Annotated in this window: 16 protein-coding genes; 4 read left to right on the top strand and 12 right to left on the bottom strand. The window is 60.6% G+C overall.

Going from position 1 to position 12687, the window contains the following annotated elements:
- Positions 1–92: 92 nt before the first annotated feature.
- A complete protein-coding gene (locus ABID26_RS22365) occupies positions 93–347 on the top strand; it encodes a type II toxin-antitoxin system Phd/YefM family antitoxin (RefSeq protein WP_354416449.1) in 255 nt (84 codons plus the stop codon).
- Positions 347–661: a PIN domain-containing protein gene (locus ABID26_RS22360; RefSeq protein ID WP_354416447.1), complete on the top strand. Its 315-nt coding sequence runs from the start codon at positions 347–349 to the stop codon at positions 659–661. The genes ABID26_RS22365 and ABID26_RS22360 overlap by 1 nt, the downstream gene beginning before the upstream one ends.
- A gap of 312 nt (positions 662–973) precedes the next feature.
- Here the strand turns inward: ABID26_RS22360 and ABID26_RS22355 are convergent, their stop codons facing one another.
- The 11 genes from ABID26_RS22355 to ABID26_RS22305 all read right to left on the bottom strand — a co-directional run bounded on the left by ABID26_RS22355 (position 974) and on the right by ABID26_RS22305 (position 11212).
- Complete coding sequence (locus ABID26_RS22355; protein ID WP_354416445.1) at positions 974–1516, bottom strand: TetR/AcrR family transcriptional regulator; 543 nt, start codon at positions 1514–1516, stop codon at positions 974–976.
- A gap of 185 nt (positions 1517–1701) precedes the next feature.
- Positions 1702–2046: a type II toxin-antitoxin system RelE/ParE family toxin gene (locus ABID26_RS22350; RefSeq protein ID WP_354416443.1), complete on the bottom strand. Its 345-nt coding sequence runs from the start codon at positions 2044–2046 to the stop codon at positions 1702–1704.
- The gene (locus tag ABID26_RS22345; protein ID WP_354416441.1) at positions 2046–2324 is read right to left on the bottom strand and encodes a CopG family ribbon-helix-helix protein; all 279 of its coding nucleotides are present in this window, start codon (positions 2322–2324) and stop codon (positions 2046–2048) included. The genes ABID26_RS22350 and ABID26_RS22345 overlap by 1 nt, the downstream gene beginning before the upstream one ends.
- Before the next feature lie 214 nt (positions 2325–2538).
- Positions 2539–2955 (bottom strand): cytidine deaminase family protein, encoded by a 417-nt coding sequence (locus tag ABID26_RS22340; RefSeq protein ID WP_354416440.1) that lies wholly within the window; start codon positions 2953–2955, stop codon positions 2539–2541.
- 134 nt (positions 2956–3089) lie between these two features.
- Positions 3090–4232 carry an ABC transporter substrate-binding protein gene (locus ABID26_RS22335; RefSeq protein ID WP_354416439.1) on the bottom strand — a complete coding sequence of 381 codons (1143 nt, stop codon included), beginning with the start codon at positions 4230–4232 and terminating at the stop codon, positions 3090–3092.
- The gene (locus tag ABID26_RS22330; RefSeq protein WP_354416437.1) at positions 4222–5010 is read right to left on the bottom strand and encodes an ABC transporter ATP-binding protein; all 789 of its coding nucleotides are present in this window, start codon (positions 5008–5010) and stop codon (positions 4222–4224) included. The genes ABID26_RS22335 and ABID26_RS22330 overlap by 11 nt, the downstream gene beginning before the upstream one ends.
- Before the next feature lie 2 nt (positions 5011–5012).
- A complete protein-coding gene (locus tag ABID26_RS22325) occupies positions 5013–6068 on the bottom strand; it encodes a FecCD family ABC transporter permease (protein ID WP_354416435.1) in 1056 nt (351 codons plus the stop codon).
- A gap of 8 nt (positions 6069–6076) precedes the next feature.
- Positions 6077–6388: a hypothetical protein gene (locus tag ABID26_RS22320; protein WP_354416433.1), complete on the bottom strand. Its 312-nt coding sequence runs from the start codon at positions 6386–6388 to the stop codon at positions 6077–6079.
- A 77-nt stretch (positions 6389–6465) separates the two neighbouring features.
- Positions 6466–8250 carry an ABC transporter ATP-binding protein gene (locus tag ABID26_RS22315; RefSeq protein ID WP_354416431.1) on the bottom strand — a complete coding sequence of 595 codons (1785 nt, stop codon included), beginning with the start codon at positions 8248–8250 and terminating at the stop codon, positions 6466–6468.
- On the bottom strand, positions 8247–10052 hold the full coding sequence (locus ABID26_RS22310) for an ABC transporter ATP-binding protein (RefSeq protein WP_354416430.1): 1806 nt from the start codon (positions 10050–10052) through the stop codon (positions 8247–8249). Before ABID26_RS22310 ends, ABID26_RS22315 begins: the two co-directional genes overlap by 4 nt.
- A gap of 572 nt (positions 10053–10624) precedes the next feature.
- Positions 10625–11212, bottom strand: a complete 588-nt coding sequence (locus ABID26_RS22305) for a glyoxalase superfamily protein (protein WP_354416428.1) — start codon at positions 11210–11212, stop codon at positions 10625–10627.
- Positions 11213–11510: 298 nt separating this feature from the next.
- Here ABID26_RS22305 and ABID26_RS22300 point away from each other — a divergent pair, with 298 nt between their 5' ends.
- Together ABID26_RS22300 and ABID26_RS22295 are read left to right on the top strand one after the other, a co-directional pair.
- The gene (locus ABID26_RS22300) at positions 11511–11738 is read left to right on the top strand and encodes a BrnT family toxin (protein WP_354416426.1); all 228 of its coding nucleotides are present in this window, start codon (positions 11511–11513) and stop codon (positions 11736–11738) included.
- 15 nt (positions 11739–11753) lie between these two features.
- Complete coding sequence (locus ABID26_RS22295; protein WP_348525747.1) at positions 11754–12032, top strand: helix-turn-helix domain-containing protein; 279 nt, start codon at positions 11754–11756, stop codon at positions 12030–12032.
- Positions 12033–12502: 470 nt separating this feature from the next.
- Here the strand turns inward: ABID26_RS22295 and ABID26_RS22290 are convergent, their stop codons facing one another.
- A complete protein-coding gene (locus tag ABID26_RS22290) occupies positions 12503–12646 on the bottom strand; it encodes a hypothetical protein (protein WP_354416424.1) in 144 nt (47 codons plus the stop codon).
- Positions 12647–12687: the final 41 nt, after the last annotated feature.

Below are 12687 nucleotides of genomic sequence, written 5' to 3'. Positions count from 1 at the left end.
GCCCCGCCAGATCGGGCAGGGGGGTCTGACCGGCTATTTGCCTTGCGTAGCGCGCCCCCAATGTAGTCACGTAACCACACCAGGAGGCTGCAATGACGATTACGACCCTTTCAGGCCGAGAGCTTAATCAGGACCTTGGCCGTGCCAAGCGTGCGGCCAAAGACGGTCCTGTCATTATCACGGATCGCGGCAGGCCCGCCCACGTCCTGTTATCCTTTGAGGAATACAGGCGTCTCACAGGCAAAATGCGGACGCTTGGCGACATGCTGGCCGCACCCGGCGCGCAGGATATCGACTTGCCGTTGCCTGCGCGCGTGGAGCGGGCCAAACCGGTGGACCTTTCCTGATGTTCTTGCTCGAAACCCATGTCGGGTCCGAACTGCGCAAAGTATCAAGCGGCAAGGCGCATCCCAATGTCATCGCATTCAACGAGACTGTTGATCCGGCCGAAACGTTCATTTCGACAGTAGTCGTTCATGAACTGGAAATTGGCGTCCGGAGCGTCGTGCGTTCGGACGCTATGGCCGGCAAAGTGCTTCGCCACTGGCTTAAAGAGGTTGTCATCCCGGCGTTTTCGGTCGCATCCTGCCGCTGGACGAAGCGGCCGCAACCAAGGCGGCAGAATGGCATGTTCCCGATCCGAAGCCGATCAATGATATAGCGGCGACAGCTTTTGTGCGACGGTTGACGCTCGTTTCCCGCAACACGAAGGATTTCAGCGGAATGGGCGTGCCTGTCATCAATCCTTGGGGAACCTCGCAAGCCAGAGCCGGAAACAGGTTGAGCGGGCTGTGAAAGCCTATGAGGGGAAGGATGAGTCAGTCAGGACAGCCGGTTGTCGGGATCGTCTTTGGGAAAGGCTTGAGCGAGGTAACTTCGGTGATATCAAGCCGCTGCGTGAGAGGGTCCACGAAATCGCATATTCGCGCCGACAGGGCCAATTCGCACGGGGTCTCTTCGGGCAGCTTATACGCTATTCCTCATCAAGCGCCACAACACGCAAAGCAAGAAGAAGCACCTTCCGGACAAGCTTGCTACGGTTAATCGGCACGGCGCCAAACAGAGCATCATCCACCACCCCATGAAGGCCTGAGAACAGAAACATGGCGGTGAAATGTGGGTCGTCTATCGACCAGGCGCCTTTGGATGAACCGGCTCGAAGCAACTCCTCCAATGGAGCCACCAGGGTGTTCTGCTTACTCCAGTCCACCGGCTGCTGATGGGCGTGAAACAAGATTTCTGCGAGAGGGCCCGCGTCCAGCAAACCGGTGACGCCCGACTTCGCCCAAGCAGCGATTCGGCCCTTCCAATCACGAGACGGCCGTTTTGAAATTTTAGCCCGCAACATATCCGCGTATTGGACGATGAAGCGTTCCGATAAGGCCGCCAGCACATCCTCCTTCGAGGAAAAATATAAGTAGAAGGTGCCCTTCGCCACATCGGCTGCCGAGGTGATCTGATTGATGGTGGTCGAAGCCGGCCCATTCTCAAGAAAGAGCCTCTGGGCGGCATCCATGAGATCGTCCCTGCGTTCCTCCGGAGATTTTTGACGCGGCGTTGTCGGCGGTCTCCGTGGCATACTGCGAAATATCTCCCTGACTGTATCGTTGTCACTGACCTCAAAAGCGAAAGACAGGCCTTTAGCCAAGGGGCCAGTGTCGGAGCTGAGCGCGTTCGTCTACACGACGCACTGAGGGAAGGTCACGGCGTAGATCCAGACGGAAGCTTCTCCTCGACGCTCTCTTCGTCTAGGAGCTCCGACGGTGCATAAGCGTCCCTCTGTTTGGCATGGCGAACCGCAGCGATCTCCACTCCGTTCATGCCCTTGCGCACCGTCAGAACAAATGGCCTCAGCACCACCCTTCTGGTTCCCGGAATCTCGCCTCGTACGCCAATATTTGGGAAATCTACCAGCCGCTCCCTCAGTTCCCTCATGTTTCTGACGATCTTTTCCGCCGCTGACGGATTGCGCTCGGCTATGTAGGCAATGCCTTCCAGGAAGCGCTTTTCGGCCTGCCGCGCCATGCCCGCAATGCGCTCAGGCATCAGTCGACCTTGGCATGACGCTTGTTGCGGGCCGCCGCAACGATCGTGTCCGCCTTATCCAAGACCTCGTCGAAATCGACAGTCCGGCCCGCATCAAGTTCCTCGATGCCCTGAATCTCCTCAAGCAGATGCCCGCCTTCCCCGTCGAGATACGACTTAAACGCGCACAGCATTACCCAGGTGCGGTCACGATCCAGCGCATGGGCGATACGATCGAAATTGGCCAGCATTCCCACGGGAATCCGAATCGAGATTTGTGTCTTGTCTTCGATCGGCATTACGAACCTCCCTCTGTCACTCATTGTGATGCAGCGTATCCCAATGGATGACGAGCGTCAAGCTTGACTGGTTTTGGTCGGCGAAGGGCTACCTATAGACGTCTCAGCCGTCCTGCTCGCTGCCGTCACGCCTTCAGATGCCGACCGTGAACAGCTGTTCCGGGCGTCAAAGTCAGAAAGGTGTGGGATGCACACATGAACGCTCTCCTGGCGCTCAAGTGCCAAGCTGCGAAGGTTCACTGGGCTGGCCATAGGGCAGGAGTTCAGAAAGCGCGACAACGACGTTCTCAGCCACGAGGACGCGGGTATGCCAGTTGGCGGGATCAACCTGTCGGATCAATTCGCGGCAGCGGCCGCAGGGAGGCAAGACGTTTCCTTCGCAGGTCACGGCGACGATCCCGGCGATCCGGGTTTCGCGGTGCTTGAGCATGTCCGCAACTGCCGCGTGCTCTGCGCAAAATCCAAGACTCGAGCCGGTGTCGATGCATAGTCCAGTGTAAATAGTGCCTGTTGCCGAGACTAACGCAGCACCAACCCCGCCAGCTTTACAATCCGCTGAACACACCAGCTCATCGGCAACTGCGCGGGCTGCAATTGTGAGTGCGCGAAAGTCTATTTCCAAATCTATCATTCGTATTCCACCGGAATTGGACGATAGCGTAGCTGGGCTACGACGGGTCGGAAGCAAAACTGGTCGTCAGCGCGGTCAAGGCCAGACAGAAGGCGGAGTCGAAGTGCCTCAACCGCACGATTGGTAACAGGCGCTCAGGCCGGCAAGAAGCGTTCATAGCCATCCGACTGGCTGTTTGTGCTCATCAGCAGGACCTCATCGAGCTCTTGATTAGTAAAGCGCCGACCGAACATTTTCTCATATGCGTTTCCCATCCGTTGACGCAGAGACCTATCCATTCGCTGGGGATAGAAGAGCTCGGCCATCCATGTCTGGACAAGGGGATCCTCGGGCCCGAGGGAGCCCCAGCTATGACTGCCGATCGGCAAGACATAGACGCGGCGGGTCCGGGCAGCCTTGGTCGCGCTCAGTACCGGGTCGGCATAGATGCGATCGAGGCTGGCTCGTGGCGAATTGAAGACAAACACGACATCTGGATTCCAACTGGCAATTTGCTCGGAACTGACCGCGCTGAAGTCCGGCAGGGCGGAGGCGACGTTGATGCCGCCGGCCCGGTAGAGATGATATGAATAGGTGCTGCTGGCGTCACCACCAGACGCTGAGAGACCTGCTCCGGTCACGGTCACGATGAGCGCGCGCGTGCGCTTCTCTTCCGGAACTGCCCGCAGCAAGCCACTGAGATGCGTCCGGATCTCATCGCCGAGTTCGCGCAGATAGGTTGAGCGAGAATTGTCCCCTATCATGTCGCCCAACATCTTCGCAAAAGCGTACAGCGTCTCCTCCGCACCGCCGGCGAGCGCGCGATAGGTCGCGACCGTGAGGCCGGCGTTGCGAAGTGGTGTCGCCGTTGTCTCGCCATAGTCGCCCCAATGGACGACGACGTCCGGATTGAGGCCGGCGATCCGCTCGACGTTTGGCGTGTAACTGCTCCCGGTCACCACATCGCTCGGGATCTGCAACACCTCGGGAAAGATGCGGCTGATGAAGCTTTTCTCGAACATCGGCCTTGTGAACGGATGAATGCCCGCCAGCCTTGCCGGCGATCCATGGACGGCTATGGCCATCGCCGCCGTCGCACCCATCGTATCGACTATGCGTTCTGCTGGCCTGGCAAGGATGATTTCGCGACCGGTGAGGTCCTTGAACTTGATCTCGCCGCGCGTGGATGCTCCATCGGACCGCTCGTGGGATCCAACGAGCCAAGGAACGGCGGCCGACAGGCAAAGCCCTCCGCAAAGCGCACAAACAAAGTTACGCCTGCTATGGTCAGTGTTCATGATTGCAATCTTCGCGGTGGTGGCCGGCAGGTGATGTGTGCTTCGGCGAGTCCAGCAGGGGAACGATCGCGTCAGTGCTGCCTGACATCGGCACACGCCGAATAGGAACGCCATAAAGCTGCTCGAGATTTTGATCGGATAAAATCTCGGCCGAGCGGCCACGAATGAGCCGACCGGATGGCATCATCATCATCGTCTCATCCGCGAGATGTAATGCGTGCTGTGGTAGATGCGTGCTGAACACGATTGTATAGGTACCGTGGCTCTGCAGTTCCCCCAAAATTCCCAACAGCCGGCTTTGGTTGGCTAGATCAAGGGCCGATGCCGGTTCATCGAGGACAATGGTGTGAGCGCCTGTCGAAAGCGCTCGGGCCAGCATGACGAGCTGGCGCTCGCCACCGGAGGTCCGCTTGTAGGGACGCTCGCTCAGCTCTGCGAGGCCGACCGTGCTCAAAGCTTGATGTGCCGCACGATAGTCCTCGCCGGACGGAGAGCCGAATACGCCGAGTTGGCGCGCCCGCCCCATCACAACCATATCCAGCACGCTGTAGCGGATCGGCTCGCCAGTTGCCTGCGGCACGTACCCAACGAGGCTCGGCGCATCTCTTGTTCCCTCGCTCAGTGGAAGCAGCCCGACGATCGCTCGGACAAGCGTCGTCTTGCCCCGCCCGTTCGGGCCGAGCAGCGCTAAAGTCGTTCCAGAAGCAACAGAAAGGTCCAACTCGCGGAAGATCCACCGCTCGCCGAAGCGTATACCGGCGTTTGCAAATCGGATCATGCCTACTCTCCGCCGCGGATCATGCGCCTGAGAAGCAGCGCGACAATGGGTGCGCCGATCACCGCGGTAAGCACCCCCAATGGCAGCTCCGCATTGGTCAGGCTGCGAGCCAACGTATCCATCAAGCTGAGGTAGATGGCTCCGAGCAGGCAGGACGTTGGCACAACATTGCGGTGGTCATGCCCCACCAACAGGCGTGCCGCATGGGGGACCACAATTCCGACCCAGCCCACAATGCCGGCGACAGCGACGGCAGCGCCGATAATCAGCGATGCGGCAGCGCAGACCAACCACCGATCGCGCTCGACCGGGACGCCGAGTGACTGAGCTTCTTCCTCTCCTAATGAGAGGACATTGAGGCGAAATCGCATCGCCAAAAGCACAAGCGCACCAGCGACAATTGCCGGAGCGGCGATGAGCACCCGATCCCATGATGAGGTCGCAAAGCTCCCCATCAGCCAGAAGACGATCGCAGGCAATGAATTCTGGGGATCGGCAAAAAGCTGCACGGCAGTGACAAGCGCGGTGAAGAGCGCCCCGACAATGACGCCTGCGAGAATCGTGGTCGTGATGTCGGATCGTCCGCCGACGCGCGCTATCCCACCGACGATGATCAGGGCCAGCATCCCTGCTGCGAAGGCCGCTGCGATCAGAACGAAGCCGGAGGCTCCAAGCAATATCGCGATCGCGCCGCCAAAACCTGCCCCGGAGGAAACTCCAAGCAGCTCAGGCGAGGCAAGCGGATTACGGAAGATCCCCTGCAGCGCCGCCCCGCACACCGCCAGGCCTGCGCCTGATATCGCCGTCAGGAGCACCCGCGGCCCTCGCAAGAGCGTGACGACCCGCTCGTCCATGATCGTCCAGTCGCAGATGGATAGCCCGATCGGGCTTGCTAGGATGCTCCATACCTTTGCCGGCGCCACCGAGTACTGCCCAAGGCAGACGCCGAGCAGCAGAGACGCCGTCAGCGCCAGTCCCAGGATGGCATAGATCAGTCTCGGAGAGCGAAGAAGAGACCACGATGCGGGCGGTCGAGATTCTGAGGGAAGGCCTTCCATTCCTCACCTCAGAACTTGGACGCCGCCCCGGGCCGGACGGTCTTGGGGCCGGGGCCATAGCAGACCCCGTAAGCTTCAAACCGCTCGTCGGGGAGATTATGAGCGAAAGCGCAGACGTCCGCTTTTTCTCGCTGCCATCCGGCGCGGCTATTGACGATCCCATAACACTTCAGAGCGAAGCGGTTTTGAAGGTCTAGAAGCCGCGCGCCAACATGTTGATGGATCGGACTGGCATAGAGCTCGCCGCCTGCAAGGCAATAGCGATCCGCGCCGATGCGGTTCTGTGCGCCGACGTTACCGGTCAGGGTCGGAACATTCATCACTCCGTCACCAAACCGAGTACTGCGCGAGCGCTTGATCGCATCGCCACGGCCTTTCCCCCTGATTATGCTTGCCCTCATGGTTGATCGGCCTCGGGTTTGAGTGGATTGAAAGACGCGGCCGCAGGTCGGTTAGAACCAATGCGCCAGCCGCGGGCCTGCTCGTACTGCCGGTAGAGCATGGCAAAGGCGCCACCGCTCCGTCGAAGCTGTTCGGGTGAACCGATCTCGGCCACCGCGCCATCGCGCAACGCGATTGCCTGATCGGCACGATCCAAGGTCGCGGGACGATGCGCGATCACGACCACTGTGCGCCTGGGATCCGATGCAAGCTGGGCGATGGCCTGGCTGACCGCGGCTTCGTTTTCCGGATCAAGAGAGGAACTCGCTTCGTCGATCAGCACGATGCGGGCGCGCTTCAGGAAGGCACGCGCGATCGAAACCCGCTGCCTTTCGCCCCCGGAGAGCTGCGCTCCGCCTTCGCCGACACGGGTCGCCCATCCGGCCGGAAGCCGGCGGATGACCTCGTCGAGTCGCGCATCCTGGGCGGCCGCCGCAAGCTCATCTTCGGTCGCATCCGGTTTTGCCAGGCGAAGGTTCTGCTCGATCGTGTCGTCGAAGAGGTAGACATCCTGAAAGATGATCGCAACGTCGTCCATCAAGGCGGCCTGGTCGATCGCTCTGACGTCGATGCCTCCGACACGGACAGCACCATCAGCGACGTCGAAGAAGCGCGCGATCAGACGAATGACCGTCGTTTTGCCCGATCCCGACGGACCGACGAGCGCAGTCATTGTTCCAGGTTCGCAGCGGAAAGAGACCGCGCGTAGAGCCGGCGTCTCGGAATAGGCGAAGTTTACATCGGCGAATTCAATCTCGGCGGTCGCGATCTGGCGTGTTGCGTCTTCTGCCTGCGGCAATGGAGGCGTCGAAAGAATCGACCGCAGACGCGCGACGGCATTGTCCATGGCGCGCAGTGCGCCGACGAGTTCGCTCAACGTGCCCAAGGGCTCGAGGAACCGGACCGCCAGCACGAGAAGAGCGACGTTCTCCGCAACGGGGACTTCTCCGTCGAGCAACAGCTTGGCGCCGAGGCACAGCACCGCGACAAAGCCGGCCATGACGACGCCTGTAAACGCGAGGTCCGGAACCAATGAGCGCCCAAGGCCTCGACGGTAGGTCGCGCGATGCTCGTCTAGGGCAGCACGCATACGGGCGCTTCCCGCGCTCTGTCGCGCCGCGCGCAGGACAGGCTGCGCCTGCCCCAACTCGATCGCTCGCCCCGCAATCTCCGTAGCCGCCGCCTCGAGTTCGATCTCGGCTGCCGCAGCGATGCGGCTCGAACGCCGAAGCGCAAAAAACGAAAGGGGCGCGATAAGCGCGAACAGCAGCGCCATTCGCCAGTCGACAAACAGCGTGACGGCAAAAATGGTCGCCGGTACCAGCGTGCAGGTGATTGCAGGTGCGCCGATCGTCACCGTCATGGTGGCGGCGTGACCGCAATCGGCGGTGATGGCGCGTGCGAGCCGTCCCTTGCGATCCCCCGTAAACCATCCCAGGGGCAACGTGGCGACGTGCCTCATGAGGTGGTGCCGGAGCTGCGCGGCGAGTTCCATGCTGGCCGCAAAGCCGACCGGTGTCGCGATGACGTTCAGGACCCAGTAGACGGCAAGACCGACGGCGCCTGCGATCAGCCAAGGCGTGACTTGCGCAAAATCGGGCATCGGCTGGAGCAAGGCACGCAGTATTGGGACAAGGCATCCCAACAAAAGTCCCTGCAAGACGGCCTGAATGCTTGTCAGCGCGACGAGACGGATCAGCAACCTCGGATGCGGCCAAAGCCTGTAGAGATTGCCGATCATTGTTGCGCCCCCGAGTTCTGGGCCGCCCACAGGCGCGCGTAAAGCCCGCCTTTGGCAAGAAGCGCTCCGTGCGTTCCGCGCTCGATCACTCGGCCGTGGTCGAGGACCAGGATCTGGTCGGCGCCGATGATCGTATGAAGCCGATGCGCGATGACGATTACGGTCTTTCCGCGCGTCAGGTCGGCCAACGCTTCCTGGACCGCGACCTCACTGTCCGGGTCGAGGGAGGCCGTCGCCTCATCGAGCACGACGATCGGAGCGCGGGAGAGAATGGCACGCGCAATGGTCAGGCGCTGCCGCTCACCTCCGGAAAGGCCCGCGCCTTCCGCTCCCAGCAGCGTGTCGAAGCCCTGCGGCAATCGCTCGATAACGTCTTCTATCTGCGCCGACCGGGCGGCCGCTCGGACTTCGTCATCAGTAGCGCTCGGGCGACCGATCCGGATGTTTTCGGTGACGGTGTCGCGCAAGAGCACGACGTCCTGGAACACCAGCGACATCAAAGACAGCAACGTCGCCGCATCGATCGAGCGCAGGTCGACGCCGCCGATCCGGATTGCTCCGCTGGTCACATCGTAGAAGCGGGGCAGCAGGCTCGCGATCGTCGTCTTGCCGGCACCGGAAGGACCGACGATCGCCGTGACCGTGCCGGACTCGCAAACGGCCGAAAACCCCGCGATTGCGTCGGTTTCCCCATCGTACGAGAAACGAACGTCGTCAAACTCGATGCGGTAGCCATCCGGCCGGAGCGGTTCGAGAGCTTCCGGCAATGGCTCACGTGACAGCAGGCTCTCGATATGAGCGGCGGAGACGCGACCCTTGCGCAGCCCTTGCGAACCTTGGACCGCAGGGGTGATTGACGTCGGCAGACCAATGCCGACGATCAGGAATGGAAGAAGCGAGCTCGCGTTCAGCTGGCCAGCGGCAATCAAGGGAAGGCCAACCATCATTACCGCGCCGAGGATCGTCATTTCCGATGCGAGGAGCCGCGAAGCGGCAGAGCTGAAGCGCGTCTCCAACACCCAATCGCGCATTGCGAGCTTGTATTCGAGGACCGCGTCGGCAAATCGATCGAGTACCTTGCCGCTGGTGCCGAACGTCTTCACGACGCTGATCCCGTCGGCATATTCGACGCTGGCCGCGTTGATTTTCTCTTCCGCGGCGATCAGGCGGAGTATGTGGTGGGTCATCGATCGCATTGCGGTGCGGTAGAAGACGACCATCAAGGCTAGCACTCCGGCCGTAACGACCGTCATTCGCCAGTCAACAAAGGCCAGATACGCAAGACCTGCGATGATCGCGACCGACGCGCCGATCATTTCTCCGAGCGCATGGGCGATAAGCTGATGCATCTCTTCAAGATCATCCGTCATCGCCTTTTTGATGGCGCCCGATCCTTGAGCGCGAAACCAGCCAAGCGGCAGTTGACCGAGATGTCGGATGAGCCTGCTGCGGATGTGATGCAGCACTTCGGCGTCTGCGTAGTGCCCGATACGCGAGGACAGAAAAACAAGCACCAGGCGCAGTGCTGCGCCTGCAGCGCCGATTCCCACCCAGGTCCATGCGATGCTTGCAACCGACGCGGGGCTGTTCGACGGAAGAACCGCGCGAGCCAATTGCGCTACAGCGATATACGGCACCAGCCCGGCGCCGGCCGCGACCGCTGATAATACAGCGCAGATGGCAAGGTGAAGGCGAACCGGCCTTAGCAGCCGTGCAAGTGGCGCCAATCCCGGAAGCCGCGGTTTCTCCGACACCTGACGACCTGCTGAATGCGGGATTTTTTCAATCTGAACAGAACTCATTGCTCACTTGCCTTCTTCAGCAATTCCCTCTCTCCCAGTCGCACGCGTCGATGGGCGCAGACAGGCTCCGCGACCGGCGGACCACTGGGCAGGCGGAGACCGCCAACCACAAACTTGAATACGTCGCTCATCTTCACTGCATAAGCCAATGACCAGCGGTCAGTCAAGATGACTGACGGTCAGTCACCTTCGGCGTGGAAGGCTTTTCCCGTCGAGGATGCCAGGTTCTGAAGACGACCTATTCGTTGCGGTCGCGACGCAGTTTAGAGGAGAGAGCTGAGGCGCCACTCTGCTCATGAGAGCCTCTGGCTGTGGAGGGAAGCGGTTCAGACCCCACGCTGGTGCCCAGATTCGGCCGCTCCAGATAAATGGCGGTGAGGACGGAGATGCCGGAGACAAATCAGAAAGGGGTTTCTCGCCGCACCTGCTACATGGCAGGGAAATGGCCAAGGCCGACGATTATCCGAATGGCCTTTCCTCGCCGCGTGCGCTGCAGTGTCGCTTGGGCTCACATCGTGGTAACAAGTCTTCAGCGCGCCGAGAGCCGGCGCGCCAGGTGAAGACTGCGTCACCTATGCGACTTGTCGCGTCGTTGCTACTTTCTTTTCCTGCAAGGCCCATATGTGGCCAAACGGATCGAAGATCGTGGCGACACGCCACCCATCATCGGCAAACTCAACCTTGTCGCGGACTGCGGCCCCAGCGGCGACTGCTGCCTTTAAGACAGCGGCCGCGTCGTTCACGACCAAACGGAAAACCGTGCTCCCGGCGCCTTTCTCTTTCAGAAAAAAGGGGCCCCCACGCTGCGGCTCGGCTTCGCGACGTGGATTCGAGCCGCAAACGGCGACCTGCCGACCGCCAAGTTCCAGTTCCACAGTCATGAGCTCATTCTCTTGCAGGTAATGAGCTTTCGTTCGAACCGCTCCGAATGCGGCTTGATAAAACAGAAACGCTTCCTGCTGCCGGCCATGTTCGACAAAGAGCGTGAAGCTCAGCGACGTCTCGTTCTCGCTTGCCGCCTTCAGAATGTTCCACCCGGAGAATCCGAACTGGCGGGCGACAATTTCAAGACAGGCACTATGCGGCAGTTCGATATGCTGTTCGGCCAGAGCTTTGCGCAAGGCGTTGGCCATGGATTTTGAGCGAGCGAGAATGCCCATGGTTCTTTCCCTTTCCAGGGCGTGATCGATGTCAGTGCTCGCGTTGCTGACGGCCGCCCACAAGGGTCAAACCATGAAGATTGTGCATTCACCATTCCCCCGAGGGAGCGAGCGGCGGGCTGCACGGCCCGATTCGAATGGTAGCCAATTCGCCGTCGAGGTCAACGTGGCCTGACTGAGGGCGGCGCTGCGCTGGCTTGCCGCGCGTCCGGCATCAGTGTGACGGACCGTATTCGGGCTGTCGAGTGGGAAGATATCGGGCGGAGAGATTTGCGATCTATACGGAAACCCCGTATAGTTGTACGATATGAAGCAAGACAGGTTCGACCCCGCCAAGGATGCGGCCAACCGCGAGAAGCACAAGTTGCCGCTGGCTTTTGGCGACCGGATTTTCGAGGACGACAATCACCTGATTATCCCCTCCATCCGCGAGACCGATGGCGAGGAGCGGTCGGGATCGTTGAGGCAAAGTTGTTCACTGGCGTTTTTGTCTGGCGGGGCGAACTGCCCCGCTTCATTTCGGTGAGAAGGAGCAACAAGGATGAAGAAAGAGCATATCACGCTACCTGCTGACCTCGGCGACGCCGAAGATTTCAATGTGACGGCCGAAGCGCTGGATCGTGGTCAGCGTGCCCGCTTGATCCGCACGACGCGGACCGGGCTTGGCCTGTCGCAATCCGAGTTCGCCAACCGCTTCCGGGTTCCGGTCGGTACGCTGCGCGATTGGGAGCAGGCGCGGGCGACCGCACCTGATTTCGCCATCGCCTATGTGCGAGTGATCGGCCAGCATCCGGACATGGTGGCGAAGGCGGTGGCATAAGCGGGCGTTGTCGAAGTTTGGCCTGTCGGAGTGCAGCACGGCAAGGCGGGCGAGACTTTCGCTGTATTCCTCACGATGCGCTGAGCTAAGAAGGCGAGAGGCAGCCGGAGTGAGGTAACAACCCAACACCATGTCGCATAGTAGGATTCGGCCGAACCCCACAGCGCCATTCGGCAAGTCGACATGGCTCGCAAGCCGGCACCGGGTCAGGCGATCCCCATGGCGTCGCCGGCACGGAAGCGTTCGCCAGCCCGCAGGCAATCCATCTTCTCAAACTGCACGTGGATCGCTGAGCTGATCCTTTAAGCCGTCGGATCGGACGTGCGTGCCGAGGGAAGAGATCCTTGAGGCCTTGCTAATGCAGAACGCCGGCGCGGTCCTCAACACACTCACCTGCTTGGCATTTCAAACAGCATCACCGTCTTGACGGTCTTGTGTATCATGTCGACTGTCATCATCCATAGATTGGATCAATCCTTGATGTCACCGCGGTCGAACAGCGTGATGAAAGATTGAAGCACCGCCCGCAGGACTTTGGCGGTGATTGCGTCCACCTGGTTGAGTCCCCCCAGGCAGATATCGCGGCGACCAGCGGGCCAGGCCTGAATGATCAAGAGAGACTGGATCAGCCGGGAGCAACGGTGATCGACGTAGG

Source organism: Mesorhizobium shonense, assembly GCF_040545255.1.
GTDB classification, from domain to species: domain Bacteria; phylum Pseudomonadota; class Alphaproteobacteria; order Rhizobiales; family Rhizobiaceae; genus Mesorhizobium; species Mesorhizobium shonense.
The sequence above is the reverse complement of the archived record's forward strand: the minus strand, read 5'-3'. Positions and strand labels throughout refer to the sequence as shown.